This is a genomic window from Pseudomonas sp. GM80 (genome assembly GCF_000282515.1).
Taxonomy (GTDB): domain Bacteria; phylum Pseudomonadota; class Gammaproteobacteria; order Pseudomonadales; family Pseudomonadaceae; genus Aquipseudomonas.
Map to the genome: position 1 here is coordinate 123,499 of NZ_AKJD01000042.1, position 26,826 is coordinate 150,324.

The 26,826-nt window shown below is 59.7% G+C and carries 23 protein-coding genes; 12 read left to right on the top strand and 11 right to left on the bottom strand.

Translation table 11 applies throughout. From position 1 onward, the window contains the following. The first annotated feature begins 9 nt into the window (after positions 1-9). Entirely contained in the window at positions 10-456 is a 447-nt protein-coding gene (locus tag PMI37_RS05200; RefSeq protein WP_008078822.1) for a GNAT family N-acetyltransferase, read from the top strand. Positions 457-468: 12 nt separating this feature from the next. Continuing rightward, positions 469-1,140, top strand: a complete 672-nt coding sequence (locus tag PMI37_RS05205; RefSeq protein ID WP_008078824.1) for a GNAT family N-acetyltransferase — start codon at positions 469-471, stop codon at positions 1,138-1,140. Positions 1,141-1,203: 63 nt separating this feature from the next. On the opposite strand, the gene PMI37_RS05210 is transcribed toward PMI37_RS05205, so the two are convergent. After that, entirely contained in the window at positions 1,204-2,103 is a 900-nt protein-coding gene (locus PMI37_RS05210; protein ID WP_008078826.1) for a homocysteine S-methyltransferase family protein, read from the bottom strand. 113 nt (positions 2,104-2,216) lie between these two features. On the opposite strand from PMI37_RS05210, the gene PMI37_RS05215 reads away from it, so the two are divergent. The 3 genes from PMI37_RS05215 to PMI37_RS05225 all read left to right on the top strand — a co-directional run bounded on the left by PMI37_RS05215 (position 2,217) and on the right by PMI37_RS05225 (position 6,292). Beyond that, positions 2,217-3,038 (top strand): ABC transporter substrate-binding protein, encoded by an 822-nt coding sequence (locus PMI37_RS05215; protein WP_008078827.1) that lies wholly within the window; start codon positions 2,217-2,219, stop codon positions 3,036-3,038. Then, positions 3,035-3,871 carry an amino acid ABC transporter permease gene (locus tag PMI37_RS05220; protein WP_008078829.1) on the top strand — a complete coding sequence of 279 codons (837 nt, stop codon included), beginning with the start codon at positions 3,035-3,037 and terminating at the stop codon, positions 3,869-3,871. Before PMI37_RS05215 ends, PMI37_RS05220 begins: the two co-directional genes overlap by 4 nt. A gap of 273 nt (positions 3,872-4,144) precedes the next feature. Continuing rightward, positions 4,145-6,292, top strand: a complete 2,148-nt coding sequence (locus PMI37_RS05225) for an autotransporter family protein (protein ID WP_008078833.1) — start codon at positions 4,145-4,147, stop codon at positions 6,290-6,292. 164 nt (positions 6,293-6,456) lie between these two features. On the opposite strand, the gene oadA is transcribed toward PMI37_RS05225, so the two are convergent. Both oadA and PMI37_RS05235 read right to left on the bottom strand, forming a co-directional pair. Further along, positions 6,457-8,265 carry a sodium-extruding oxaloacetate decarboxylase subunit alpha gene (oadA, locus tag PMI37_RS05230; protein WP_008078836.1) on the bottom strand — a complete coding sequence of 603 codons (1,809 nt, stop codon included), beginning with the start codon at positions 8,263-8,265 and terminating at the stop codon, positions 6,457-6,459. Between the two features lie 101 nt (positions 8,266-8,366). Beyond that, positions 8,367-9,782 carry an acetyl-CoA carboxylase biotin carboxylase subunit gene (locus tag PMI37_RS05235; protein WP_008078843.1) on the bottom strand — a complete coding sequence of 472 codons (1,416 nt, stop codon included), beginning with the start codon at positions 9,780-9,782 and terminating at the stop codon, positions 8,367-8,369. A 190-nt stretch (positions 9,783-9,972) separates the two neighbouring features. Here PMI37_RS05235 and PMI37_RS05240 point away from each other — a divergent pair, with 190 nt between their 5' ends. Then, a complete protein-coding gene (locus PMI37_RS05240; protein ID WP_008078844.1) occupies positions 9,973-10,935 on the top strand; it encodes a LysR family transcriptional regulator in 963 nt (320 codons plus the stop codon). Here PMI37_RS05240 and PMI37_RS31145 read toward each other — a convergent pair. The 3 genes from PMI37_RS31145 to PMI37_RS05255 all read right to left on the bottom strand — a co-directional run bounded on the left by PMI37_RS31145 (position 10,877) and on the right by PMI37_RS05255 (position 15,180). Beyond that, positions 10,877-11,080 carry a PA3496 family putative envelope integrity protein gene (locus PMI37_RS31145; protein ID WP_008078845.1) on the bottom strand — a complete coding sequence of 68 codons (204 nt, stop codon included), beginning with the start codon at positions 11,078-11,080 and terminating at the stop codon, positions 10,877-10,879. The genes PMI37_RS05240 and PMI37_RS31145 overlap by 59 nt on opposite strands. Before the next feature lie 232 nt (positions 11,081-11,312). Continuing rightward, positions 11,313-12,179, bottom strand: a complete 867-nt coding sequence (gene hexR, locus PMI37_RS05250) for a transcriptional regulator HexR (RefSeq protein WP_008078846.1) — start codon at positions 12,177-12,179, stop codon at positions 11,313-11,315. A gap of 127 nt (positions 12,180-12,306) precedes the next feature. Next, the gene (locus tag PMI37_RS05255; protein WP_008078847.1) at positions 12,307-15,180 is read right to left on the bottom strand and encodes a putative bifunctional diguanylate cyclase/phosphodiesterase; all 2,874 of its coding nucleotides are present in this window, start codon (positions 15,178-15,180) and stop codon (positions 12,307-12,309) included. 257 nt (positions 15,181-15,437) lie between these two features. Here PMI37_RS05255 and uvrD point away from each other — a divergent pair, with 257 nt between their 5' ends. The 3 genes from uvrD (at position 15,438) to PMI37_RS05270 (ending at position 19,350) form a co-directional block, all read left to right on the top strand. After that, positions 15,438-17,621, top strand: coding sequence for a DNA helicase II (gene uvrD, locus PMI37_RS05260; protein ID WP_008078850.1), 2,184 nt, complete (start codon positions 15,438-15,440; stop codon positions 17,619-17,621). Between the two features lie 304 nt (positions 17,622-17,925). Beyond that, positions 17,926-18,804, top strand: a complete 879-nt coding sequence (locus tag PMI37_RS05265) for a Tim44 domain-containing protein (protein WP_008078851.1) — start codon at positions 17,926-17,928, stop codon at positions 18,802-18,804. 138 nt (positions 18,805-18,942) lie between these two features. Then, entirely contained in the window at positions 18,943-19,350 is a 408-nt protein-coding gene (locus PMI37_RS05270; protein ID WP_008078852.1) for an SMI1/KNR4 family protein, read from the top strand. A 21-nt stretch (positions 19,351-19,371) separates the two neighbouring features. Here PMI37_RS05270 and PMI37_RS05275 read toward each other — a convergent pair whose 3' ends face one another. After that, on the bottom strand, positions 19,372-21,135 hold the full coding sequence (locus PMI37_RS05275) for a cation:proton antiporter (RefSeq protein WP_008078853.1): 1,764 nt from the start codon (positions 21,133-21,135) through the stop codon (positions 19,372-19,374). Between the two features lie 279 nt (positions 21,136-21,414). Here PMI37_RS05275 and PMI37_RS05280 point away from each other — a divergent pair, with 279 nt between their 5' ends. Next, entirely contained in the window at positions 21,415-21,897 is a 483-nt protein-coding gene (locus PMI37_RS05280; protein ID WP_003229693.1) for an acyl-CoA thioesterase, read from the top strand. Between the two features lie 101 nt (positions 21,898-21,998). On the opposite strand, the gene pdxY is transcribed toward PMI37_RS05280, so the two are convergent. Then, complete coding sequence (pdxY, locus tag PMI37_RS05285; protein WP_008078854.1) at positions 21,999-22,871, bottom strand: pyridoxal kinase PdxY; 873 nt, start codon at positions 22,869-22,871, stop codon at positions 21,999-22,001. 117 nt (positions 22,872-22,988) lie between these two features. Between pdxY and PMI37_RS05290 the strand changes: the two genes are divergently transcribed. Next, complete coding sequence (locus PMI37_RS05290; protein WP_008078855.1) at positions 22,989-23,402, top strand: DUF3301 domain-containing protein; 414 nt, start codon at positions 22,989-22,991, stop codon at positions 23,400-23,402. Positions 23,403-23,494: 92 nt separating this feature from the next. Here the strand turns inward: PMI37_RS05290 and PMI37_RS05295 are convergent, their stop codons facing one another. Further along, positions 23,495-24,460, bottom strand: coding sequence for a CobW family GTP-binding protein (locus PMI37_RS05295; RefSeq protein WP_008078857.1), 966 nt, complete (start codon positions 24,458-24,460; stop codon positions 23,495-23,497). 29 nt (positions 24,461-24,489) lie between these two features. On the opposite strand from PMI37_RS05295, the gene PMI37_RS05300 reads away from it, so the two are divergent. Further along, positions 24,490-24,846: a hypothetical protein gene (locus tag PMI37_RS05300; protein ID WP_008078858.1), complete on the top strand. Its 357-nt coding sequence runs from the start codon at positions 24,490-24,492 to the stop codon at positions 24,844-24,846. Here the strand turns inward: PMI37_RS05300 and PMI37_RS05305 are convergent. After that, positions 24,843-25,487 (bottom strand): DUF1826 domain-containing protein, encoded by a 645-nt coding sequence (locus tag PMI37_RS05305; protein ID WP_008078859.1) that lies wholly within the window; start codon positions 25,485-25,487, stop codon positions 24,843-24,845. The genes PMI37_RS05300 and PMI37_RS05305 overlap by 4 nt on opposite strands. Beyond that, complete coding sequence (zigA, locus tag PMI37_RS05310; protein ID WP_008078861.1) at positions 25,487-26,692, bottom strand: zinc metallochaperone GTPase ZigA; 1,206 nt, start codon at positions 26,690-26,692, stop codon at positions 25,487-25,489. The genes PMI37_RS05305 and zigA overlap by 1 nt, the downstream gene beginning before the upstream one ends. Between the last annotated feature and the right edge of the window lie 134 nt (positions 26,693-26,826).

Consider the following 26,826-nt stretch of genomic DNA (forward strand, 5'->3'; position numbering starts at 1 on the left):
GAAATCACCATGAGTCAGATCGACATTCGCCAGGTCAGCGCCGCCGACCGCGCCGCGTGGCTGCCGTTGTGGCAGGCCTACCTGCGTTTCTACAACACCGAACTGCCGGACGCCGTCACCGACAGCACCTGGCAGCGTTTCCTCGACCCGAGCGAACCGACCCACGCGGCGTTGGCCTGGGCCGATGGCAAAGCAGTCGGCATGGTGCATTACATCTACCATCGCTCGAACTGGAGCATTGAAAACTCCTGCTACTTGCAGGATTTGCTGGTGACCGAGGAAACACGCGGTACCGGCGTCGGCCGCCTGCTGATCGAACACGTTTACGCCACCGCCAAGGCTGACGGTTGCTGCAAAGTGCACTGGCTGACCCACGAATCCAACGCCACCGCGATCCAGCTCTACGAGCGCATCGCCGAGCGCCCGGGCTTCATCCAGTTTCGCAAAGCCATTTAAGGAGAGGCACCCATGATCATTTCACCGGCTGACTGGACAGGCGTCCCCGCCCCCACCGCCACGTTGCTCGAAGGCCGCTTCATTCGCCTCGAACGCCTCGACCCGGCGCGCCACGGCGAACAACTGTTCGCCGCACTCGAAGGCCCGGGCGCCGACCCGAAACTCTGGGATTATTTGCCCTACGGGCCGTTCCCGGAACGCAGCGTTTTCGACGCCTGGCTGAACAACCATGCGGCCGCCAGCGATCCGTATTTCTTCGCGGTCATCGACCGTGCGAACAATCAGGTGCAAGGCATCCTCAGCCTGATGTCGATCGTCCCGGCGCAGGGCCGCATCGAGATCGGCCACGTCACCTTCGGCGCGCCAATGCAGCGCTCGCCGAAAAGCACCGAGGCGGTATATCTGCTGGCCAAACATTCCTTCGACCTCGGCTACCGCCGCCTCGAATGGAAATGCAACAACGGCAACGCCCGCTCCAAATACGCCGCCGAACGTCTGGGCTTCAGCTTCGAAGGCGTGTTCCGCCAGCACATGGTGGTCAAAGGCCAGAACCGCGACACCGCGTGGTACTCGATTGTGGATTCGGAATGGCCTGCGATTGGCGCTGGGTTCGAGCGTTGGTTGAGCGATGAAAACCAGACGCCGGATGGCCAGGTGAAAGGCTTGGTTGAGTGCCGTAGCTGAGGCGCAAAGCAAAAGATCGTCCGCACGCGGCCCGAGCCTTCGGACGATCTTTTGATCTGTTTTTCACCCCAGCTTTTGCGCCAGCACCGCAATGTGCTCGGGGCCGATCCCGCAGCAACCGCCCAAATGGCTGGCACCGCGCTGCTGCCAATCTATCGCCCAGTGCAAGTAACCCGGCGGATCAAGATCCTCGCGCAACGGATCAAGCCCATCATTGGCCGTTGCCTCTTCTGGCTGCGGCGGAAACGCATTGGCGTAAGCGCCGATATGAATGTTCACCCCCAGGCGTTCGAAGGTTTCACGCGCCGCGTCAATCGCGGCACCGATCACTTCCGGCTGACTGCAATTGAACAGCAACGTCTCGACGCCCAACTCAGCCGCCACTGCTGCCGCTTCGGCAACCGGCTCGCCAGAGCGCAAGCGCGGTACTTCATCGATGTCTTCGTCCTTCAAGGTGAACGACAGCCAGAACGGCTTGCCGTCCTGCGGTAAACCATTGTGGATGGCTCGCGCCTCAATGATCGAGCTCTGGGTTTCCGCCAGCCACAGATCAACATGCGGCGCCAGGCCGTCGACCAGCGGCGCCAGCAACCCGGGCGCGCGTGCGGCTTCGAACAAGTCCGGTCGATAGGAGCCGAACAGCGGTGGCAACGAGCCGGCCACGCGCACGGTTTTTCCCGACGCCTGCACCGCCCGCCGCGCCAATTCACCCGCCAATGCCGCCAGCGCCTGCCCTTCAGCGGCGAAGCGCTCTGCGCCGATATGAAATGGCACCACCGCATAACTGTTGGTGGTAATTACATTGGCACCGCTGGCGATATACGCCGCGTGTACGGCCTCAACCGCTTGCGGCGCTTCGCTCAGGGCCAGCGCCGACCACTCCGGCTGCCGAAATGGCGCCCCGGCGCGCTGTAACTCACGGCCCATACCGCCATCGAGAATAATCGTGCTGCCTGCGCCCATATGCTTTTCACTCATATGCTTATGAAAATAACTCACTATCAGAGTCGTTCTTATAACTATTTAATACGCACCATTCGGTTAATAACAACCTCTTTTTTACTCAGGGATCGACTGTGAAATTTCAACCGCTACTGGCCCTGGGCCTGACGATTCTGGTCGCCTCCACGCAAGCCTTTGCGGGCACCACGCTGGACCGTGTCGAGCAGAAAAAGCAACTGGTCGGCGTGCTGATGGAGAGTTATCCACCGTTCTCGTTTCTCAACGATCAGAACCAGCTCGACGGCTTCGATGTCGATGTCGCCAAAGCCGTAGCCGACAAACTCGGGGTCAAGCTGCGCCTCGAAACGCCGTCCTGGGATGTCATCGCCGCCGGTCGCTGGAGCGGCCGTTACGACATCTGCATCTGCTCGATGACACCGAGCAAGGCGCGCGCCGAAGTGTTCGATTTCCCGGTCGAGTATTACGCCTCGCCGGCCGTGATCGTGGTCAATGCCAAGGATGACCGGATCCACCAAGCCAAGGATCTGAGCGGCAAGAAAGTCGGCCTCACCAGTGCCTCCAGCTACGAGAGCTATCTGAACAAGAACCTGGTGATCGAAGGCGCTGAAGACACGCAGTTGCAGTACCCGTTCGAGGACGTGCAGATCGCGCCGTACGATACCGACAACGTCGCGTTCCAGGACCTGGGGCTTGGCGCAGGGGTGCGGCTGGATGCGATTCTCACCAATCTCGTCACCGCGCAACCACGCCTGAACCAGGACAAACGCTTCAAACTGGCTGGCGCGCCGCTGTACTCGGAGCCGAACTCGGTCGCCATCGAGAAGGGCGACGCACAATGGGCTGCCAAAGTGCGCGAAGTGTTCGCGCAGCTCAAACAGGACGGCACCCTGAGCAAACTTTCGCAAAAATGGATCGGCGCCGATATCAGCCAATGACCTCTTTCCCTACACCTCCACAGCCACCGCAGCGGGTGGCTGAATCACGTCTGCAACGACTCTTCGGTTTTCGCACGCGGCTGTACCTGACGTGGGCGGCGATGGTCTGCCTGTTCGGCGGATTTTTCCTCAGCTTCGACCTGAAGTTCTCGATCATCCTCGACAAACTGCCCAATCTGGTCGGCCTGCATCTGGCCCCCAACGGCTTTCTGCAGGGCGCTGCGCTGACGCTTTTCCTGTGTGTCTGCTCGATTGTCGCCTCGTCACTGCTGGGCTTTGTCACCGCGCTGGCACGCCTGTCGAAAAGTGCCGTGGCGTTCGGCATCGCCAGTTTCTACGCGTCGTTCTTTCGCGGCACGCCGCTGCTCATCCAGATCCTGCTGATCTATCTCGGGCTGCCGCAACTGGGCATCGTGCCCGGCGCCATTGTCGCGGGCATCATCGCCCTGTCATTGAATTACGGTGCCTATCTCAGCGAGATTTTCCGCGCCGGTATCCTCGGCATTCCCTATGGCCAACGCGAAGCGTCACTGGCGCTGGGCATGCGCGAATCGGTGATTTTCTGGCGCATCACCCTGCCCCAAGCCATGCGCACGATCATCCCGCCGACGACTAACCAGTTCATCTCGATGCTCAAGGATTCGTCGCTGATCTCGGTGATGGGGGTCTGGGAAGTGATGTTTCTGGCGCAGTCGTATGGGCGCTCCAGCTATCGCTACATCGAAATGCTCACCACTGCGGCGATCATTTACTGGGTGATGTCGATCGGTCTGGAGTTGATTCAGGCGCGAATGGAGCGGCATTACGGCAAGGCGTACGAACGCCGGACGTGAGGTGTGCTGCAACAAGGCCGTCCACTTAACAGCCGTAATCAAAGGCTGATCGGACAGAGGCAGACGAGTTTTTGAGTTTGCCAGCGGGTTACATCTGTATTCGCTGTAGGAAAACACGCCGCAACGGCGGGGTAAAACCAGCCGTTCTCACGGTCGCGGAAATTTTCCACAGAGGAAACTGATAGAAGCCGCAAACCTGTGGGAAGCAGCTGACATCGCCCCCACAGTCCTTCCACATAGAGTTTGGCCTCCTGTCAAAAGAGGCCTTACTTGATGCCCGCTCAACACATATTTCGACCGAAACAACTGGCCTTGGCCATCACCCTCGCAGTGGGTTGCGCGCAATTTGCGCAGGCACAAGAACCGCCGGCTCCGATGCCGACGCCTGAGGAGCTGATCGGTCTGCTCGACCAATTCACCAGCGATCCGGCGACTCATAAAACATCCGTCAGTACAAAGGGCTACTCAGAGCCATTCGATGATCGGGATGACCTGATCACCGTCACCGGTCGTGGCAGTCTGGCCGGCCTACTGGATGGAGCCGGGGGCATCAACGTTCTACAACTGGATGCAGCGAAAGGTACCTTGGGGGAAACGCGCAATATTGACGGGCTGGAGGTGATGAAAGGCAAGTGGACGCTCAGCAAGGAAGGATTGGGGAGCTTCGAAAAAGGCGCGATGGTTCGGCCGAAAGCCAACCTTACTAACGAAGGAGACATCAGAGGTCATGCCATTGTCCAAGGCATTCTGGTCAACCGAGGCGGGATAGGTGGCGAAGCACTTGTGGTGGCTGGCGGTGATCTGACCAACCTGGGAATCATCGGCGGTGGGGTCACCGTCAACGAAAACGGCCACTTTGCCGGTCGAGGAGCGACCGGCACATTGAACCTGCACGGCCGCCTGACAGTTGATCACGCTTATGGCGCACCGCAAATCAACGGCGATCTGAACCTGTCGCACAGCGCAACACTGGCTTACGAGGTGGACGCTGCCGGTGTCAGTGAAACCATCCTGGTACGTGGGACAGCCAATCTCGGCGATGCGACCCTTAAACTGCTGACTGCCGGGGACTACCCTCAGAGCAGCGAGCACACCCTGCTCAAAGCCGAAAAGGTTGAAGGTCGCTTTGGTGCAATCGAACACAACCTCGCATACATGACCCCAACACCCCACTACAACGCTCAGGATGTCAGCCTGACCTACGCTCGCAATGAGGTGCCCGTCGAAAGCGCAGCAAACACCACGAGTGCTCGTGAGATTGCCAAAAGCATTGATCAGACGCCCAATGCAGCCCCCTCTGCGGTAGCGTCCGCGAAAACGACTTCCGGCGTGGCTAGCGGGGTGGCCGCATCCGCTGTGGTTTCCACTCCTGCGGCGGCCCCCAAACGCAGTGAATTTTCCCCGCCGGCCAACAAAGCCCTTGTCGCCCTGCTCGGCAGTAACCGAAACACCGCCGCCCTCGCACTTGAGCAACTTGCCGCCGGCAGTAACGCCAACCTGGCCAAAGCCACACTGAGTGCCGTGACCCCGGTCAACGACAGCCTGCTGTCGGCGATGCGCCAGTTGGACCCTGGCAAGCCATCGACCCGCGCAAACGACGACAATGGCCGAGTCTGGGTCCAGGCACTGGGCAACGGCGGCAAGATCGATCGCGACACCGACAGCACACTGAAACACGCCACCCAAGGTCTGGTCGCGGGTGCCGACTGGCGTCTCGATGAGCAATGGCATGTCGGGATCATCGGCGGCAAATCGCAGACGAAACTCGATGCCCGTCATTCGGACGGCGACCTCGACAGCTGGCACCTCGGTGCTTATGCCGTTCGCCAGGACGGCCCCTTGGCGCTGCGTTTCGGTGCCACTTACGCCAGCCACGACGGCAGCAGCAAACGTCGAGTCGCGTTCAATGGTTTCAGCGATCGTCTCAAGGGCAGTTACGACGCCAGCACCCAACAGGCCTTTGCCGAAGCGGGTTACAACTTCGGCGAGGGTGACATCACGCTCGAACCTTTCGCTAATCTGGGTTACCAGCGCTATCAACGCGACAGCTACAGTGAAAAGGGTGGTGATGCGGCGTTGAAAGTCCACGGGCAATCGCAAAACAACCTGACCAGCACCTTCGGCCTGCGTGTGGCAAAAACCAATACCCTGGACAACGGCATGCACCTGACGCCGCGCCTGAGTGCTGGTTGGAAACATACCTACGGCGAACTCGACCAGCACACCCGCCAGCAATTGCTCAACGGTGGCATCGATTTCGAAATCGCCGGAGCAGCACTGGATCGCAACAGCCTGTCAGTCGACGCCGGCCTCGACCTGGCCCTGTCTGCCAACCACACGCTGGGCATGGGCGTCACCGGGGACGTCGCATCAGACAGCCGCAACACCGGCGTAATGGGCCAATGGCGCATGGCGTTCTAACCGATCCCGGTAGGAGCTGCCGCAGGCTGCGATCTTTTGATGTTGTTTTTTAGAAGACAAGATCAAAAGATCGCAGCCTGCGGCAGCTCCTACAGGGAAAAAAGCAAAAAAAAGGGGAGCACATGCCCCCCCGAGGTTTAAAGCGTTGAATCGCGGCCGTTATCTCAGCCTTCGATCTCGATCAGAATTTCGCCCGGATTGACCCGATCACCCTTGGCCACATGAATCGCCGTGACCTTGCCGGCGATAGCGGCCTGGACTTCGGTTTCCATCTTCATCGCTTCGGTGATCAACACAGCCTGGCCGGCCTTGACGGAGTCGCCCTCCTTGACCAGCACATCAACGATGTTGCCCGGCATGGTGGTGCTGACGTGGCCCGGTGCCGAAGCTTGCTTGCGCTTGCTGCTGCCACCGCCGACGAATTCGTTGAGCGGTTCGAACACCACTTCTTCCGGCATGCCGTCGATGGACAGGTAGAAGTGACGCTTGCCTTCAGCCTTCACACCGACACCGGTGATGTCGACGCGGTAGGTTTCGCCGTGCACGTCGATGACGAACTCGGTCGGTACGCCTTCGCCGCCCGCCTTGGTCACACCGCCGGCTTCAGGAATCGGCAGCAGCACTTCAGGGGTCAGGGTGCCAGCGGCACGCTCTTCGAGGAACTTGCGGCCGATGTCCGGGAACATGGCGAAGGTCAGCACGTCTTCTTCGGACTTGGCCAGTGCGCCGATGTCGGCACGCAGCTTGGTCATTTCCGGCTTGAGCAGATCGGCCGGACGCACGTCGATGACTTCTTCGCTGCCGATCGCCTGACGACGCAGCTTCTCGTTGACCACGCCCGGCGCCTTGCCGTAGCCGCCTTGCAGGTAGAGCTTCACTTCGTTGGTGATGGTCTTGTAGCGCTCACCGGCCAGCACGTTGAAGAACGCCTGGGTGCCAACGATCTGCGAAGTCGGGGTCACCAGCGGCGGGAAGCCGAGGTCTTCACGCACGCGCGGGATTTCCGCGAGCACTTCGCCCATGCGGTTCAGCGCGCCCTGCTCTTTCAACTGGTTGGCAAGGTTGGAGATCATCCCGCCCGGCACCTGGTTGACTTGCACACGGGTGTCGACGGCGGTGAATTCGCTTTCAAACTGGTGGTACTTCTTGCGCACGGCATAGAAGTACAGGCCGATCTCTTGCAGCAGTTCGAGATTCAGACCGGTGTCGTACTCGGTTCCTTTGAGCGCAGCGACCATCGACTCGGTGCCCGGGTGGCTGGTGCCGGATGCGAAGCTGGAGATCGCGGTATCGATGTGGTCGGCGCCGTTTTCGATGGCCTTGAGCTGGCACATCGTCGCCAGACCCGCCGTGTCGTGGGAGTGGATAAACACTGGCAGCGACTGCTCGGCTTTGAGTGCGCGAACCAGCTCACCGGTAGCGTACGGGGTCAGCAGACCGGCCATGTCCTTGATCGCCACCGAGTCGCAACCCATGGCTTCCATTTGCTTGGCCTGGGTGACGAACGCGTCGATGGTGTGCACCGGGCTGGTGGTGTAAGCGATGGTGCCTTGAGCATGTTTGCCAGCCGCTTTCACTGCTTCGATGGCCACGCGCAGGTTACGCACATCGTTCATCGCGTCGAAGATACGGAAAACGTCGATGCCATTCACCGCCGCCTTGGCGACGAAGGCTTTGACCACGTCGTCGCTGTAGTGGCGGTAGCCGAGCAGGTTCTGCCCGCGCAGGAGCATTTGCAGACGGGTGTTAGGCAACGCCGCGCGCAGTTGGCGCAGACGCTCCCACGGATCTTCCTTCAGGAAGCGGACGCAGGCGTCGAAGGTCGCGCCTCCCCAGCATTCCAGCGACCAGTAGCCGACTTTGTCGAGCTTGTCGCAGATCGGCAGCATGTCTTCGGTGCGCATGCGGGTGGCGAGCAGCGATTGGTGAGCGTCGCGCAGGATGGTATCGGTTACGAAGATCTTCTTAGTCATTGGTATCTCCTCATAGCGGCAAGCTTCAAGCTAAAAGCTGCAAGAAAAAGCCAATCTGCTTTTACTTGCCGCTTGCAGCTAAACGCTCGCAGCTGTTTCATTCATAGGCCTGCGTGGGCGGCGATGGCGGCGGCGATGGCCAGGGCCAGCTCTTCGGGTTTGCGCTTGATCGAGTAGTTGGTCAGTTCAGGGTGGCTTTCAACGAAGCTGGTATTGAACTGGCCGCTACGGAATTCCGGGTTGCGCAGGATTTCCTGGTAGTACGCGGCGGTGGTCTTCACGCCTTGCAGACGCATGTCGTCCAGCGCACGCAGGCCACGATCCATCGCCTCTTCCCAGGTCAGTGCCCACACAACCAGCTTCAGGCACATCGAGTCGTAGAACGGCGGGATGGTGTAGCCGGTGTAGATCGCTGTGTCGGTGCGCACGCCCGGACCGCCGGGGGCGTAGTAACGGGTGATCTTGCCGAAGCTCGGCAGGAAGTTGTTCTTCGGGTCTTCGGCGTTGATGCGGAACTGCAACGCGAAACCACGGTGCTGAATGTCTTCCTGTTTCACCGACAGCGGCAGGCCGGAGGCGATGCGAATCTGCTCGCGAACGATGTCGATCCCGGTGATTTCTTCGGTGATGGTGTGCTCCACCTGCACCCGGGTGTTCATCTCCATGAAGTACACCTCGCCCTCGGCGAGCAGGAACTCCACGGTACCGGCGTTCTCGTAACCCACAGCCTTGGCCGCACGCACCGACAGGTCGCCGATGTAGGCGCGCTGTTCCGGAGTCAGCTGCGGACTCGGGGCGATTTCGATGAGTTTCTGGTTGCGGCGCTGGATCGAGCAGTCACGCTCGAACAGGTGCACAACGTTACCGAAGCTGTCGCCGAGGATCTGCGCTTCAATGTGCTTGGGATTGACGATGCACTTTTCCAGGAACACTTCGGCCGAACCGAAGGCCTTGGTCGCTTCGGAGATGACGCGAGGGAAATTCTGTTCAAGTTCTTCGCGGCTGTTGCAGCGACGAATACCGCGACCGCCACCACCGGAGGTGGCTTTGAGCATCACCGGGTAACCGATGCGGTCGCCCTCGGCCAAGGCCTCTTCAATGTCCGCTACGTTGCCTTCGGTGCCTGGCGTCACCGGTACGCCGGCCTTGATCATGCTGCGGCGCGCTTCGGTCTTGTCTCCCATGCGGCGAATGACTTCTGCCGAAGGGCCGATGAATTTGATACCGCGCTCAGCACAGATGTCCGCCAGTTCGGCATTTTCCGAAAGGAAACCGTAACCGGGGTGCAATGCATCGCAGCCGGTTTCTACCGCCAGGTTCACCAGTTTGCGCGGGTTGAGGTAACCGGCCAATGGCTCGGCACCGATGCTGTGGGCCTCATCCGCACGCTTCACATGCAACGCATGGCGGTCGGCGTCGGAAAAAATCGCAACCGAGCGAATGCCCATTTCGGCGCAGGCTCGCACGATTCGTACGGCAATCTCACCACGGTTGGCGATCAGGATCTTTTTTATCACTTGGAGGTTCCCTTGAGCCGGTGGCACCACGACCTGCTAGACCCAGGTCGACGCGTGACCAAATGTTTCAATTTAGTCGCAGGTCCACACTAGCGCTCATGAGGGATTAACAAAAATGAATAAAAATTGGGTCAGGCATAAGTAAAGACTTATAGTTGAAACATCAGCCCGCCGTCAGAGCCTGTAAAAAATGCGTAAGTCCTTGATGCGTATGACATTGCGTCAATTGCAGATCTTCAACGAAGTGTGTGATTTACGCTCGTACAGCCGCGCAGCCGAGGAAATGTCCCTCACACAACCGGCCGTCAGCCTACAGATTCGTCAGCTCGAAGAGCTGATCGGCCAGCCATTATTCGATTATGTCGGCAAAAAACTCTACATGACCGAAGCCGCTGAAGCCTTACAGCGCGCCAGTCGGGACATTTTCGGACGTCTGGAAAACCTCGATATGCAGCTGTCGGACATGCAGGGATCGCTGCAAGGTCAGCTGAAACTGGCGGTGGAATCCAGCGCCAAATACTTCGTCCCGCACCTGTTCGCCGCGTTCAAGCGCCAGCACCCGGAAGTGAATCTGCAATTGACGGTAGTCAACCGTGGCCAGGTCATTCGCAGGCTGTCCGATAACCGTGATGATCTGGTGATCATGTCCATGGTGCCGCAGGACATGGGCCTGGAATTCCTGCCGTTCCTTAACAATCCGATTGTCGCGGTAGCGCGCCCGGATCACCCGTTGGCGCACATGGGCCCGCTGCGCCTGCAGGATCTTGAGCCCTACACGTTGCTGATTCGCGAACCCGGCTCGGGAACGCGATTGGCGTGTGAAGAGTATTTCAAAGAGAAACGCGTGCACTTCACCCAGACCCAGGAAGTGGCCTCGGCCGAAGCACAACGTGAATGTGTGCAGGCGGGTCTGGGCCTGGCGCTGTTGACGCGCCATGCCCTGAACCTGGAGCTGGCGACCGGTGGGCTCGTCGAGCTGCCGGTCGAGGAATTGCCGCTGCTGCGTAGCTGGTGCCTGGTGCAAGCAAAAGCCAAACGCTTGTCACCGGTGGCGCACGCCTTCCTGGCGTTTATCCGCAGCGAGCGCGTGCAGATCAGCGCGCTGGTTGAGCGCTTCGACGGGAAGCTGCGGGTGCCGCCTGCCAGTGAGTGATCTCGGGAAAGTCGCCGATCTCGGCTTGAAGCTGACGGAGTTCGAAGCGATCTTCGATGGCGCGGCGAAATTCCATGCGGCGCTGGTCTTCCTGCTGACGACGGGTTTTCGCGGCGCTGTTGCGTTCTTCGTAGGGCTGAGCCATTTCGAGTCTCCCAAGGCGATGACGGGAGTTTCACGATAGGCGGGAGGGATGACGGTTTGGCTGCGTAGGGATGACAGTGCGATGAAACTTGCGCAGGGTTGCGGTGTTTTTGAGGACGCTATCGCTGGCAAGCCAGCTCCCACAGGGTTTTGTGTCGTACACAAACGATGTAAACACTCGAAAAAACTGTGGGAGCGGGCTTGCCCGCGATTAAGGTCGGAACGACCTTGCTTTAATCATCGAGGGCTTTTGCCGCTTTCGGCGACAAGCGCAAGCTGCGCAGACTGCGCTTCACGCTCTTGAGGTGGTTGACCAGACTCGGCCCACGCGCCATGGCCACGCCCATCGCCAACACGTCGATCACCACCAGGTGGGCGATACGCGAGGTCAGCGGCGTATAGATTTCGGTGTCTTCATGCACATCGATCGCCAGATTCACAGTCGACAACTCGGCCAGCGGAGTCTGGCTCGGGCACAAGGTAATCAACGACGCCCCGCTCTCGCGCACCAGATTGGCGGTGATCAGCAAATCCTTGGAACGCCCCGATTGCGAAATACAGATCGCCACATCAGTGGGCTTCAACGTCACCGCCGACATCGCCTGCATGTGCGGATCGGAATACGCCGCTGCCGTCAGCAGCAAACGAAAGAACTTGTGCTGCGCATCCGCCGCCACCGCGCCCGAAGCGCCAAAACCATAGAACTCGACGCGCTGCGCCTGCGACATCAACGTCACCGCGCGTTGCAACTCGATCGGATCGAGCTTCTCGCGAACCTCCATCAGGGTGTGCAATGTGGTGTCGAAAATCTTCAGGCTGTAATCGGCAACCGAGTCGTCTTCGTGGATCGCGAACTGACCGAAGCTGGCACCAGCGGCCAGGCTTTGCGCCAATTTGAGTTTGAGATCCTGAAAACCGGAGCAACCGATGGCGCGACAGAAGCGCACGATGGTCGGCTCGCTGATGCCGACGCTGTGGGCCAGGTCGGCCATGGAACTGTGCATCACCGCCGCAGGGTCAAGCAGCACGTGGTCGGCGACCTTGAGCTCCGACTTGCGTAACAGGTGACGTGATTGGGCGATGTGTTGCAGCAGATTCAAGGGGCTGGACTCTTCTTATGGGCAAGGATGTAGCACGCTTGTAGTTATACTACATGAATTGGCTTTTTGCCTGCTCAATGCGTAACTCCATGTCCCCATATCAGGCGCGATGAGGTGCATGTAGCCCTTAAAACGGTTTTTCCTGTTCACGCAAAAGCCCGGCCAGCGCGGCAGCCTCCACCGGACGGCTGATCAGATAGCCCTGCACTTCATCGCAACGTTCGGCGCGCAGAAATTCCAACTGATCCTGGCGCTCAACGCCTTCGGCCACCACCTTCAGCGAGAGCCCGTGGGCCATGGCAATGATCGCGCGGGTAATCGCCGCATCCTCACTGCCTTCACCCAATCCGCGTATGAACGCCTGATCGATCTTCACGTAATCCACCGGAATACGCTTGAGGTAACTCAATGACGAATAGCCGGTGCCGAAGTCGTCGATGGCCAGCTTCACCCCCAGATCGCGCAGTTGCTGGAAGGTCGCGATGATGTGTTCGACGCTGTCGAGCAACTGGCTTTCGGTCAGTTCCAGCTCAAGGTAGTGCGGCGCCAGCCCGGTTTCTTCCAGCACCTGGCGCACCAGGCTGACCAGTTTGCCCTGACGTAATTGATGCACCGACAGATTCACCGACACGCGGATCGGCTCCAGCCCCTGCCGCTGCCATTCACACGCTTGCCAGCAAGCCTGGCGCAGGACGAATTCGCCGATCGGGCCGATCAGGCCGGTTTCCTCAGCCAGCCCGATAAAGTCCCCCGGCGGCACCCGGCCCATGGTCGGGTGATCCCAGCGCACCAGCGCTTCCGCCGCGTTCAGTCGCCCGGATGCGAGACAGAGCTTCGGCTGATAGAACACTTTTAGCTGCTTTTCTTCGATGGCTTTGCGCAGCTGGTTTTCCAGTTGCAGGCGCTCAAGGGTGCTGGCCTGCAAGCTGTCGGTGTAGAACTGGAAGTTGTTACCGCCCAAGTGCTTGGCGTGTTGCATGGCCATGTTCGACTGGCTGACCAACGCGGAAATCTCCCGCGCGTTGTCCGGCAACATGCTGATGCCCATCGAGGCACTGACGACCAGCTCATGCCCTTCGACGGTCAGTGGCAAGCGCAACTTGCTCGACAGTCGGGTGGCGACACGGGCCAGGCTCGACAGGTTGCCGTAAGCATCGAACAACACTGCGAACTCATCACCGGACAACCGCGCGATGGTGTCGGCCTCCGGCAAGGCATTGACCAGCCGACGCGCCATTTTCTGCAACATCTGGTCAGCGACCTCGTGGCCGAGGCTGTCGTTGAGCAATTTGAAGCGATCCAGATTAATGTGCAGCAACGCCAGGCTACGCCGCCCGCCCTGCCGCACGCGTTGATGCGCTTCATGCAGGCGCTCGCGGAACAGTGATCGATTGGCCAGCCCGGTCAGTTCGTCGTAATGGGTCAGGTAACGCATGCGCTCTTCGGATTCGCGCCGCGCTGACAGATCGGCGAAGAAGCCGACGATATGACTTACATTTCCCCGACTGTCGCGCACTGCATTCAGCTGCAACCACTGCGGGTATAACTCGCCATTCTTGCGCGTCTCCACCAGTTCGCCCTGCCAACTGCCGTGCTGTTCCAGCGCATGGCGGATAGCGACGTAATGACGGCGCGCATCGCGGCTGCAAGGCAGCTCGACGACGTTGCGCCCGAGCATGTCGTCGATGTCGTAGCCAGTCACGCGGCTGAACGCCTGATTGATTGCGATCAGCGAGTAATTCGGGTCGAGAATCACGATACCTTCGCTGGCCGCTTCGAACACCGTCGCCGCCAGGCGTTGCTGCTCTTCGAGGCTTTTGCTGACGCTGATGTCACGGCGAGTACCGACCATGCGGATCACACGGCCACTTTCGCTGCGCTCCACGGCGCGACCACGGTCTTCGATCCACACCCAATGACCGTCGCCATGACGCACGCGGTACTCGATCTGATAATCCTCGGTGCGGCCCTTCAAATGCTCGATCAATGCGTGCTTGAGGGTGGGCACGTCCTCCGGGTGCAAGCGCGGTTTGAGGTCGCGCAGCAGTGCCGTGACAAATTCCGGGGCGAGGCCGAACAGCTCCTGAATCTGCGTGTGATGAACTTCATCGGTTTGCAGGTTCCAGTCCCACAACCCCAGTTCACTGGCTTTCAACGCCAGCGCCAGCCGCGCTTCGCTTTTGCTCAGGGCCTGATTGGCAGCATCGAGCTCGCGGCTGCGCTGGGCGACGCGGTCTTCGAGCTCGACCTGCGCTTCGCGCAACTTGCCCTCGGCACAGCGCCGGTGATCGATTTCCCGGGCCAGTTCCTGATTGAGCTGCTCGCTGCGCGATTGAGTTTGCTGCAGGTGTTCGATCAGGTGCTGATTCTGGAAGCGCCGCAGCAAGCCGCGATCGATCAGGCGATTGACCTGCCACGCGACCACGCTCAGCGAGCCGAGCAGAATCAACCCGAGCCAGCCCCAACCGCGCGCCTGTTCATCGCCGCCCCAGAATAAAAAGCCGATCGCCGGCAGCAGACACGGCAAGGTAAAGGACAGGAACGCCGGCAGGCTCACCGCGTAAGCGACACTGGCCGACAGGGTCGCGGCACCGATCAGGCCGAACACCCAGGCTTGCTGCATGAAATTATCGGCGGGCACCAATGCGATGCCGGCACCGGCCAGCGTCAGCCCGGTCAGGGTCGAGCCGAGCAGAAACATCCGCAACCAGATGGGTTGGGCCTGGCGGTCAGGGATTGCCGAGTCGAATGCCGCAACCTGAATCACCCGCAACGCCACCAGCGACAATAGCCACACCAGCCAGACGCTGACCACGAAGTAGCGCTGCGGGCTCCAGAGCAAACCGGCGCAGACCAGACCATTGATGAGCATGAAAAGAGTGGGCAACAAGGAGCCCTGATACAGCAGACGCGTGCGCTCCACCGCCATTTCGACGGCATAGTGCTTGCGGATAACCCGGGGTTCCACAGAGGGGCCCGACAGTTCGGCGCTGAGGGTCATGGGCAACGTTCTTGTTCTTATAAGGAGGGCGTGCGCCCGAAACGTGGACGGAGCATACACAAGCCGACCCCGTTGCCAAACTGCCCCAGATCATAATTTCATCGAAACTTTTCCGCCCTCAGGCCCCGGTAAAACCCGCAGAGTGAGGCGGGCTCAAGCCTGTAGCCGGTGACCGACCGGTCGTCATCGGCAGCACTTTCATCGGCTAATACAAAGCTCGGTTTGCCCGGGCCTGCGGCGCACCCTAGAATGCCCCGATGCGCGATGATCTCTCCCTTCTGCTGAACTCCCTCAACGATGCCCAACGCCAGGCCGTAGCAGCCCCCGTTGGCCGTCAGTTGGTCCTGGCCGGTGCTGGCTCCGGTAAAACCCGAGTGCTGGTGCACCGTATCGCCTGGTTGATCCAGGTCGAAAACGCCTCGCCCCACTCCATTCTGTCGGTGACCTTCACCAACAAGGCCGCTGCCGAGATGCGTCACCGCATCGAGCAGTTGCTGGGGATCAACCCGGCCGGCATGTGGGTCGGCACCTTCCACGGCCTGGCGCATCGCTTGTTGCGGGCGCACTGGCAGGAAGCGGGCTTGAGCCAGACCTTCCAGATTCTCGACAGCGACGACCAGCAACGGCTGGTCAAGCGGGTGATCCGCGAGCTGGGCCTCGACGAGCAGCGCTGGCCGGCCCGTCAGGCGCAGTGGTTCATCAACGGCCAGAAAGACGAAGGTCTGCGGCCGCAACACATTCAGGCCAGCGGCGATCTGTACCTGGCGACCATGCGCGGCGTTTACGAGGCCTACGAGGCGGCGTGCCGGCGTGCCGGCGTGATCGATTTCTCCGAACTGCTGCTGCGTGCCCTCGATTTGTGGCGCGATCATCCGGGCCTGTTGGCGCACTACCAAAAGCGCTTCCGCCATATTCTGGTGGACGAGTTCCAGGACACCAACGCCGTGCAGTACGCCTGGTTGCGCCTGCTCGGCAAGGGCGGCGACAGCCTGATGGTGGTCGGCGACGACGATCAGTCGATTTACGGCTGGCGCGGCGCGAAGATCGAGAACATTCATCAGTACTCGTCCGACTTCGCCGACTCGGTGACCATTCGTCTTGAGCAGAACTACCGCTCCACCGCCGGCATCCTCAAGGCTGCCAACGCCCTGATCGCCAACAACACCGGGCGCCTCGGCAAAGAGCTGTGGACCGATGGCGGCGATGGCGAAGCGATCAATCTGTACGCCGCGTTCAACGAACACGACGAAGCACGCTACGTTGTCGAAACCATCGAAAGCGCGCTGAAAACCGGCTTGGCCCGTAGCGATATCGCGATTCTGTACCGCTCCAACGCCCAGTCGCGCGTTTTGGAAGAAGCCTTGCTGCGCGAGCGTATTCCGTATCGCATCTATGGCGGTCAGCGCTTCTTCGAACGTGCGGAAATCAAGAACGCCATGGCGTACCTGCGTTTGCTTGAAGGTCGCGGCAACGATGCGGCGCTGGAGCGGGTGATCAACGTACCGGCCCGTGGCATCGGCGAGAAAACCGTCGAAGCCATCCGCGAGCACGCGCGCCACAGCGATGTGTCGATGTGGGAAGCGATGCGCCAACTGGTCGCCAATAAAGGCCTGACCGGTCGCGCTGCCGGTGCGTTGGGCGCGTTCATCGAGCTGATCGAGAACCTCGCCGCCAAGTGCATGGAAATGCCGTTGCACTTGATGACGCAAACCGTCATCGAGCAATCCGGCCTGATCGCTTATCACCAAGCGGAAAAAGGTGAAAAAGGCCAGGCCCGGGTAGAAAACCTTGAGGAATTGGTCAGCGCCGCGCGCAACTTCGAGAACAACGAAGAAGACGAAGAGCTGACGCCACTGGCGGCATTCCTCGGCCATGCGTCGCTGGAAGCAGGCGACACCCAGGCCGACGAGCACGAAGACAGCATTCAGTTGATGACCCTGCACAGCGCCAAAGGCCTGGAATTCCCTTACGTGTTCCTCGTGGGCATGGAAGAAGGCCTGTTCCCGCACAAGATGAGCCTGGAAGAACCGGGACGTCTTGAAGAAGAACGGCGTCTGGCTTACGTCGGCATCACCCGGGCGATGCAGAATCTGGTGATGACCTACGCAGAAACCCGACGCCTGTACGGCAGCGAAACCTACAACAAGGTCTCGCGCTTCGTACGCGAAGTGCCGAAGGGTCTGATTCAGGAAGTGCGTTTGTCGAACAGCGTCAGCCGACCGTTCGGCGGCAATCAGTCGATGAGCGGCAGCAACCTGTTCGCCGGCAGTGAAATCCCGGAGACCGGGTTGAGCCTCGGTCAGGCGGTTCGCCATTCGATCTTCGGCGACGGCGTGATCCTCAACTTCGAGGGCGCCGGTGCGCAGGCACGGGTGCAGGTGAACTTCAGCGAAGGCAGCAAGTGGCTGATGCTCGGTTACGCCAAGCTGGAAGCTATCTAAAAGCGAAAAGATCGCAGCCTGCGGCAGCTCCTACAGGGGATTGTGTACCAGTAGGAGCTGCCGCAGGCTGCGATCTTTTGATCTTTTGATCACGGCGGGTGTGGTGATGCTGGCGTTTCGTCGCTAAGTAGATTTCCCACTGAACCTGTCGCGCTTTCCTACAGCCAAAAGGTAGAAGGCCCTCTTGCCTCTTCCGAGCTGAACGCGACCTGTCAGGCAAAAGCCCGAAACACTCTCTCGCTAGCCAGTAACAGTTGAGCTGTGCAACATGGCGCGCGTGTCTCCACAAACGGGAAATCCCTTTATGAAACGTTTTCTTAGCATCGCCATGGCGTTGTGCATTGGCTTGACGATGAGTCTCGACGTCAATGCTGCCAAGCGCTTCGGTGGTGGCAAAAGCGCCGGCGCTGCGCCGACGCACCAGACCAGCCAGATGGCTCCTTCTTCTCCAGGCATGGGCGGCGCTGCAGCGACCGCAGGTGCTGCCGGTGCCGCCGGCGCTGCGGCCAAGGCCAGCGGTGCTTCGCGCTGGCTCGGCCCGCTGGCCGGCATCGCCGCCGGTGGCCTGCTGGCGTCCATGTTCATGGGCGACGGCTTCCAGGGCATGCAGATCTTCGACATTTTGATCATGGCCCTGATCGCGTTCGTGATCTTCCGTTTCATCGCCGCTCGTCGCCGCAAGCAACAGGAGCAATTCGCTCCAGCGGGCGCACCGATGCAGCGTGAAGCCTTCCAGCAGAACCCGCCTGCCATGGGTTCGATCTTCGGTGGTTCGGCTGCACCCGCTGCCGCCCGTCCGGTGATCAACGCGCCAGCCTGGTTCAACGAACAGCGCTTCCTTGAAGCTGCACGCAGCCATTTCCAGGCGCTGCAGCAGCACTGGGACGCCAACGAAATGGACAAGATTGCCGAGTTCGTGACCCCGCAAATGCTCGAGTTCCTCAAGCGTGAGCGTGCGGACCTGGGCGACGCGTTCCAGTCGACCTTTATCGACAATCTCCAGGTACAACTGGACGGCGTCGATGACCGTGCCGACAAGACCATCGCCACCCTGACCTTCAACGGTGTGTCGAAGTCTTCGCGCTTCGATCAGGGCGAAGCATTCAGCGAAAGCTGGAACATGGAACGTCCACAGGGCGACAACCAGCCTTGGCTGGTCGCCGGTATCCGCCAGAACGGCTGATCCCCTCGCGCGCTTCACTTGCTGTCATAAAAACCCCAGCCTCGGCTGGGGTTTTCTATTTCGCGGTTGCATCTATAGCGAGCTACTGTATAAACCGGCCCATATAAACCGCGCCATTCAAGCAAGAGGATCCCGGACGTGGAAGAAATCATCGAACAACTGCGTGAAGCCAACGAACCCGTGCCGGTTCCTTTGGAATTGCCTGACGAAGACCAACTGGTGGAAGTCGAAGAAGAACTCTTCATCAACATCCCGTTTGTCTTCAAAGAATTTTTGCTGACCGTCAGCGATGTGGTCTACGGCAGCCTGGAACCGGTGACCGTCACCGACCCGCAATCGCACACCTATTTGCCGGATGTCGCGGCCAATGCGTGGGACATCGGCGTACCGCGTGACCTGATCCCGATCTGCCAGGACGGCGAGAACTACTACTGCGTCGAAGAAGACGGCACCGTGGTGCTGTGGTCCGGCGAAGAAGAGCTGATCACCGAAGAATCCTGGGAATCGGTGTGGCACTGGGCGCGGGACGTCTGGCTGGAAAGCTGATCGGCCAGCCGCCCCGGTGGGTCAATGCCCCGACGACTCCTTGTGGTTGTCGAGGGTTTCCAGCAGCGCCACCTGCATCCGCGTGTGCACACGGATGAACCAGCGCCAGAGCAGCGCCGCCACGGCGGCCGCGACCACGGCGATCAGCACCAGCAACTTGTTGGTCGGCAGAATACTGGCCGACAAGGCTGCCAACAGCAGGAAAATCACCAGCAGCGAGAGAATCGGGATCACTTCTGAGATCACCCGGCGCACTCGCTGCGTGTGACGCCCGGCCATCTCCGGTTTCACGCCCATCTCCGCCAGCAGCATCGACAGCGCCTTGAGCTTGCGATACGCGGCGATCAGGAACGGCAACGACACCAGCAACGCCCCACCCCAGATCAATGCTTTCTGCCAGCTCGGATCACTGATCCAGTCCTGCAGCCACAGCGAAATGCGCTCGGCGAAATACGCCCCGGCGAAGAAGATCGCGATCACCAGCGCCAGGTTGACACCGACTTGCAGCAAAATCTTGCGAATAATCGACGCCAGCATCGCGCCCTCGCCTTGCGGCTGAATGCTGCGCAGCCATTCGCCGTACATGCCGAGCACGCGCCCGAGAGGCTTGGGCACCGCTGCCGACAATTTGAGCGACAGCGGATCAGCCGCACGAATCAGGTACGGCGTCAGCAGCGTGGTGATCACCGAAACGGCCACCGCGACCGGATAGAGGAAGTTGCTGGTGACCTGCAAGGTCATGCCCAGCGCGGCGATGATGAAGGAAAATTCGCCAATCTGTGACAGCCCCATCCCCACGCGCAGTGAGGTGCGTCCGTCGTTGCCGGCGATAAACGCTCCGAGGCCGCAGGACAACATCTTGCCGAGCACCACGGCGACGGTGATCACCGCAATCGGCCACGCGTATTCGAGAAGGATCAACGGGTCGAGCATCAACCCGATGGCGACAAAGAAGATCGCGCTGAACAAATCGCGAACCGGCTCGATCAGCCGTTCGATTTTCAGCAGTTGCCGCGACTCGGCCATGATCGCGCCGATCAGGAAGGCGCCGAGCACCATGCTGTATTCGAGCTTGACCACCAGCAGACAGAAACCGAAACACAGACCCAGCACAGTGATCAGCAGCATTTCGTTGCTTTCGAATTTGGCCACGTAAGCCAGCAGGCGCGGCACCAACAGAATGCCGATGACCAGCGCGACGATCATGAACAACGACAGCTTGCCGACCGTGGAGAACACTTCACCGGAACTGACCGTGCCGCTGACCGCGATGCTCGACAGCAGCGCGATGATGCCGATGCCGAGTATGTCCTCGACGATCAGCACACCGAAAATCAACTGCGCAAAGCGCTCGTTCTTCATCTTCAGATCATTGAGTGCCTTGACGATGATGGTGGTCGAGGAGATCGCCAGAATCGCGCCGAGGAACAGCGAGTCCATGGTGTTCCAGTCGAACCAGCGGCCAATTTCGTAGCCGATCCAGATCATCAGGACGATTTCGAGGAACGCCGCGATAAACGCCGTCGCGCCGACTTTGAACAACTTGCGCAGGCTGAACTCCAGCCCGAGGCAGAACATCAGGAAAATCACCCCGAGTTCGGCGAGTGTCTTGATGGTTTCTTCGTCGTGAATCAGGCCGAACGGTGGCGTGTGCGGGCCGATGATGAACCCGGCAACGATGTAGCCGAGTACCACCGGTTGCTTGAAGCGGTGGAACAACACGGTCACCACACCTGCGACCAACATGATCACTGCCAGGTCCTGAATAAAACTGATGGCATGCATGGCGTGGGCTCCTTGAATGACGAGGCTCGCAGTCAGACGTCAGAAAGGTCTGAGCGAGCGAAGTAAAAATCCGCTTTTCGTGTGGGAATTGCCCTTGGGAGAGGCTTTTGCAGGTTAACACCGCGACTTGCGGCTGGAAGGCGGTGCAATATATGGAAACAGATCGATCCCAGCGTGACGGCGGCCAGTCGTCCGGCGTCCCGATAACGGTGCTTTTGAAAAGTGACCAGGCACCCGCAGAGGTGCTTCCAGAAACCAGCCTTGATCCGTGAGAACGTTATGGAACCCGGAAACGCCCAGCTGTCGATGACGGTACTGATGACCCCCGACATGGCCAACTTCTCTGGCAATGTCCACGGCGGCACCTTGCTCAAATACCTCGACGAAGTGGCCTACGCCTGCGCCAGCCGTTATGCCGGCCGCTACGTGGTGACCCTGTCGGTGGATCAGGTGATTTTCCGCGAGCCGATCCATGTCGGCGAACTGGTGACCTTCCTCGCGTCGGTCAACTACACCGGCAACACGTCGATGGAAGTCGGCATCAAAGTCGTCACCGAGAACATCCGCGAACGCTCGGTGCGCCACACCAATAGCTGTTTCTTCACCATGGTCGCGGTGGATGACCAGCGCAAACCGGCCGCCGTGCCGCCGCTGCAACCGCAAAACAGTGAAGACAAGCGTCGTTATATGCAGGCGCAGCAGCGTCGGCAGATTCGCCAGGAACTGGAAAAGCGCTATCAGGAGATCAAGGGCGACGCCTGAGATCAAAAGCAAAAGATCGCAGCCTGCGGCAGCTCCTATAGGGGAATGCAAAACCCTGTAGGAGCTGCCGAAGGCTGCGATCTTTTTGAACGATTACACGATTACAGACTGATCGCGGTCGCCTCAAACTTCACCCGCGGATGCGCAATCCGATCCTGCGCCCGGATCAGTTGCAGCTCATAACTGGCACACGCCTGAGTTTCCAGCAGCACCTCATGCACTGCAGCCGCGGTGAATTCGAACGCCGCCACCAGGCTGTCACCCAGCAGCACCCGCGCCAGAAACAGGCCAGACGTCAGATCGCCCACGCCCACCGGCTGACGCGGAAACGCCAGCAGCGGACGGCGCAGATGCCAGCTGCCTTCAGCCGTCACCAACAACATCTCGAAGCCATCGGCCGGTTTGCCCGGATAATCCAGATGCTTGACCAGCACCGCTTTCGGCCCACGCGCGAGCAACGCGCGCGCCATCGCCAGACAATCGAACAGCGACTGCGGTTTGCGCCCGGAGAAGCTGTCCAGCTCCAACTGGTTCGGGCACATGATGTCGGCCACGGCCGCCGCCTCTTCCAGCAGGAAGTCGCTGACCTCGGTCGGCACGCTGCAACCCTTCTCCGGATGGCCCATCACTGGATCACATAGATAGAGGGCTTTCGGATTGACCGCTTTGATGCGCTCGACGCCGCTGAGAATCGCCCGGCCCTGCGCCGCACTGCCAAGATAACCGGACAGCACTGCATCGCAGTTGCCCAGCTCGCCAATCGCCGCGATGCCTTCGACCAATTCAGGAATCTGCTGCGGCGCCAGCACTTCGCCGGCCCACTGGCCGTACTGGGTGTGGTTGGAAAACTGCACCGTGTTGAGCGGCCAGACATTCACCCCGACCCGCTGCATCGGAAAAACCGCAGCGCTGTTGCCGGCGTGGCCGAACACGACGTGGGACTGAATGGCGAGCAGATGAGGCGTACGTTTCATTCGGGTCATTCCGTAAAACGATTGAAATTCAAGCCGCGCAGTATGCGACGAAACACAGCCTGTACGACAGACCGGCGACGCAGTTAAGCTGACGCTATCTTTTGGAGTTTGATGTTGATGCTGACCCTCGAAAACATCTTTGTGCTGATGCTGTTCGCCGCTGCCGGCGCCTGGCTATGGCACAACCACGGCTTGCGCGAGCGGGCGCTGGAGCGGGTCAAGCAGCATTGCCTGAACGTGCGCGTCGAATTGCTCGACGGCAACGTTGCCCTGAAGAAGATCGGTTTCATCAAGGACGCCAACGGTCGCCGACGGCTGGCGCGGGTGTACAACTTCGAGTTCACCGTGACCGGTGAAACCCGGCATAACGGCACCATTACCCAGTTTGGTGCGCACAGTGCGCAGATCGAACTGGCGCCCTACCCGGCACCGTTCGACGATACGCCATCGGTGGTTGAGGTGCAGAGGCCGCGTGCGGAAGTTATCGAGTTGAGTCAGTGGCGGCAGGAACATACCAAGTGGAAGCCTTGAAGATCAAAAGATCGCAGCCTGCGGCAGCTCCTACATGGGATTCCCTGTAGGAGCTGCCGCAGGCTCGGGCCGCGATCGGACGATCTTTTGATCTAATCCTCTCGACAACCCGATAACCCCCGCTGCAACTCATCGATGTTTTGCGGATCGACGAAGATCAGCTCAATCCGCGAATCCTTTCGCCACTCGCTGGCCTGCCAACTCAACTCGGCATTATCCAAGGCATTCGCAGACACCCAGCCTTCCGCGCTGTGGATAACCAGTTTCGCCCGCTGCCAATTGAGGCGGGTCAGCCAGTCAGCAATGCGTTGCTTGTCGAATATCTGCCGCGGATGCCAACGCCAACCAATGCTCCAGCCACCCTCCTGCGCCTGACTCAGGCAAATCGGCTGCGTCGGATCAGTCCAGACGGCCGGCATTGGCCCTGATCCCTTGGGGATGACCAGGTTATCCACACCGTTGAGCGCTTTTACGGCCAGGCCCGGCAGTTCGCTCAGGGCGAGGTGCGCCTGTTGCGCCCAGATCAGCGGAACGGACGGCAACTGGCTGGCGATTTTTGCCCGGGCCGCGTCGTCAAGATTTTCAGCCTTGTTCAACAGCAACAGGCCAGCGGTTTCCAACGCTTCCTGTTGCGCTGCCGGCAATGCTTTCCCCTCCTGAAGCGCCTGAGCATCCAGTACCAACACACAAGGCTGAACCGCCAGCACACCCAGCCATGGCGCCTCATTCAGTTGCTTGAGTAACTGCGCCGGATGCCCCAGCCCGGACGGTTCGATGAACAGCCGATCGGGCCGCGCTTTGCGCAACAAACGCCCGAGGCCGATCTGAAACGGCGCGCCATTGACGCAGCACAGGCAGCCCCCGGCCACTTCGCCCAGTGCGATACCATCGGCGTCGCTGGTCAGCAGTGCGGCGTCGAGGCCGATCTGGCCGAACTCGTTGATCAACACCGCCCAGCGCTCGCCCGCTGGACGCTGCGTCATGAGCTGACGAATCAGGCTGGTTTTGCCGGCGCCCAAAGGGCCAGCAATGACATGGGTAGGAATGTTCTGCAACATGGCCGGGAGATTTCTTGGGAGATGCAAAGATGCGTTGGATGGGATGGTCGTTGCTGTTGGCGCTGCTGTCGAGCGAAGCGTGGGCGCAGGCCTGCGTGGTGCACAGCCAAAGCGAGCGGCTCGACGTAAAAGTCTGCCAGCAGAATCGAAACATTCCGCAGAAACTGTTTAACGACGGCTTCTGCCAGCCATCGCTGGCCGGGCAGAAAGTCGAGGTGCAGTACGTCGATCAGTGCCCGAGTGGTGCCTTCGGTGTGTGCAGCAATGCGCAAGTCGCCAATATGCCTTATCGCCAGGACATCCACTATTACGGCGTCGCCACCGATGCGGCGTATTTAAAGCCGTATTGCGAAGGCCAGAGCCAAGGGTCGTGGCTCAAGCCTTAACCGAGCCAGTCTAGCGTCAGTATTAATCGGCGCTCGCCAGCAGCCGGTTGCGGCGAACGATGGATGAGACCGAAGCCTTCATTGCCGTGCCATTTCTCGCCTTTCAATAGCGCGACGTCTCCGCTGCTCAGTTGCTGAATGTTCGCGTGGGGTTCGGCGTTGGCCTGCCCCAGTTGCTGACGATCCATCGCACCTTCCTTGAGCCATTGGCTACCGACGCCGGCATAAGTGGTGATCAACCGAACAGGCACGTGATCGACGTGGAAACGCGGGCACATGGCTTTATCGAGTACCCGCAGGCGCAACCCGATGCGCTTGGCTCCCAGCAAGCAGGCGAAGCCGCTGACCAGCCATTTCAGATCGGCGACAAAGCCTTCGTAGCCTTCCAGATCACGGAAGCCTGAGGCCAACCCGGTCAGGTCAGGCTCGGCATCCTCTTGCGGCAACTCCAGGCACAGTGATTCCGCCAACGGTTCGTTGAGCGACAACAGTAACTGCGCAAAATCACTGATGTGCAACGGTAGTTGCCGCTGCCACACGGCGAGGTTGCTGTCGTCCTGGAGGATTTTCGTCAGCGTTTCAGGTGTCGGCCCTTGGTGCTGATGGCGCGTACGGTTTTGCATGAGTTTGAGGGCGAGCATCAGGCGGCCTCTTCATGCCAAGGGCCGAACGGATCCGCCAACAATCGCCAGCCTTCTATGCCGAGGGCCATCTCTTCATCGGTGAGCAGGCAGTCGTCCAATTCGTCGGAGAGCTGTAGGAAATCGATGTTCTGACCGATGAAAACCAGTTCCTGACGGCAATCTCCTACGCTCGGTATCCAGTTTTCCATGATCGCGGCGGTGCTTTCCTGATCCTGTGGCCATTGGTTTTTCGGTACGAATCGCCACCAGCGCCCGGCGAAACCGTGGCGCATCAAACCGCCGGCTTGCGACCAACTACCGGCGTCTGTGGGTTTGCTCGCCAGCCAGAAGAAACCTTTGGAGCGCAGCAGTTTGCCGTTCAGCCATGGGCGATCGATGAAGCTGAAGAAGCGTTGCGGGTGAAAGGGTCTGCGCGCGCGATAGGCTGTGGAAGCGATGCCGTATTCATCGGTTTCCGGCACGTGCTCACCGCGTAATTCCTGCAGCCAGCCCGGTGCTTGCGCGGCTCTGTCGAAGTCGAAACGACCGGTATTGAGGATCTTCTCCAGCGGCACTTCGCCCATGACCATCGGAATGATTTCGGCTTGGGCGTTGAGGCGTTTGAGGATGGCGATCAACTCTTCACGCTCGGGCTGGCTGATCAGGTCGATCTTGCTGATCAACAGCACGTCGGCGAACTCGATTTGTTCGATCAACAGGTCGGTGATGGAGCGCTCGTCTTCCTCGCCGAGAATCTCGCCACGGGAGGCGAGGCTTTCGGCCGCCTGGTAGTCCGGCAGGAAATTCACACCGTCGACTACAGTCACCATGGTGTCGAGACGGGCGATGTCGGAGAGGCTTTGCCCGTGTTCATCGCGGAAGGTGAACGTTTCAGCTACCGGTAGCGGCTCAGAGATTCCGGTGGATTCGATCAGCAAATAATCGAAGCGATCTTCCCGGGCAAGTTTGCTGACTTCTTCGAGCAAGTCTTCGCGTAACGTACAGCAGATACAGCCGTTACTCATCTCGACTATTTTTTCTTCTGCACGGTTTAAGCTGACATCACGCTGGACTTCGCTGCCATCGATATTGATCTCGCTCATATCATTGACGATTACAGCGACGCGCAACCCTTTGCGATTACGTAGTACGTAATTCAAAAGTGTACTTTTTCCGGCGCCCAAGAATCCTGAAAGTACGGTAACGGGCAATTCGGATGACATTGGATAATCCTCATAGGAAGGCAGCCGATTGACGCTTTTACTAGCGCTTGGCGTTTTGAGGCTTCATACGAGGGTTTCGTTGAAGCTAAACGCTTGAAATCGGCCTGCTCAGGCTCAGTTATTATTTATGTTAT

Coding starts and splice junctions, on each gene's coding strand:
- PMI37_RS05210 (WP_008078826.1), bottom strand. CDS start 2,103: ATGGGCGCAGGCAGCACGATTATTCTCGATGGCGGTATGGGCCGTGAG.
- PMI37_RS31145 (WP_008078845.1), bottom strand. CDS start 11,080: ATGGCTCAGCCCTACGAAGAACGCAACAGCGCCGCGAAAACCCGTCGT.
- PMI37_RS05265 (WP_008078851.1), top strand. CDS start 17,926: ATGAAACGTTTTCTTAGCATCGCCATGGCGTTGTGCATTGGCTTGACG.
- PMI37_RS05255 (WP_008078847.1), bottom strand. CDS start 15,180: ATGACCCTCAGCGCCGAACTGTCGGGCCCCTCTGTGGAACCCCGGGTT.
- PMI37_RS05225 (WP_008078833.1), top strand. CDS start 4,145: ATGCCCGCTCAACACATATTTCGACCGAAACAACTGGCCTTGGCCATC.
- oadA (WP_008078836.1), bottom strand. CDS start 8,265: ATGACTAAGAAGATCTTCGTAACCGATACCATCCTGCGCGACGCTCAC.
- PMI37_RS05305 (WP_008078859.1), bottom strand. CDS start 25,487: ATGCTCGCCCTCAAACTCATGCAAAACCGTACGCGCCATCAGCACCAA.
- PMI37_RS05295 (WP_008078857.1), bottom strand. CDS start 24,460: ATGTTGCAGAACATTCCTACCCATGTCATTGCTGGCCCTTTGGGCGCC.
- PMI37_RS05290 (WP_008078855.1), top strand. CDS start 22,989: ATGCTGACCCTCGAAAACATCTTTGTGCTGATGCTGTTCGCCGCTGCC.
- PMI37_RS05280 (WP_003229693.1), top strand. CDS start 21,415: ATGGAACCCGGAAACGCCCAGCTGTCGATGACGGTACTGATGACCCCC.
- uvrD (WP_008078850.1), top strand. CDS start 15,438: ATGCGCGATGATCTCTCCCTTCTGCTGAACTCCCTCAACGATGCCCAA.
- PMI37_RS05275 (WP_008078853.1), bottom strand. CDS start 21,135: ATGCATGCCATCAGTTTTATTCAGGACCTGGCAGTGATCATGTTGGTC.
- PMI37_RS05300 (WP_008078858.1), top strand. CDS start 24,490: ATGCGTTGGATGGGATGGTCGTTGCTGTTGGCGCTGCTGTCGAGCGAA.
- pdxY (WP_008078854.1), bottom strand. CDS start 22,871: ATGAAACGTACGCCTCATCTGCTCGCCATTCAGTCCCACGTCGTGTTC.
- PMI37_RS05220 (WP_008078829.1), top strand. CDS start 3,035: ATGACCTCTTTCCCTACACCTCCACAGCCACCGCAGCGGGTGGCTGAA.
- PMI37_RS05240 (WP_008078844.1), top strand. CDS start 9,973: ATGCGTAAGTCCTTGATGCGTATGACATTGCGTCAATTGCAGATCTTC.
- zigA (WP_008078861.1), bottom strand. CDS start 26,692: ATGTCATCCGAATTGCCCGTTACCGTACTTTCAGGATTCTTGGGCGCC.
- PMI37_RS05200 (WP_008078822.1), top strand. CDS start 10: ATGAGTCAGATCGACATTCGCCAGGTCAGCGCCGCCGACCGCGCCGCG.
- PMI37_RS05205 (WP_008078824.1), top strand. CDS start 469: ATGATCATTTCACCGGCTGACTGGACAGGCGTCCCCGCCCCCACCGCC.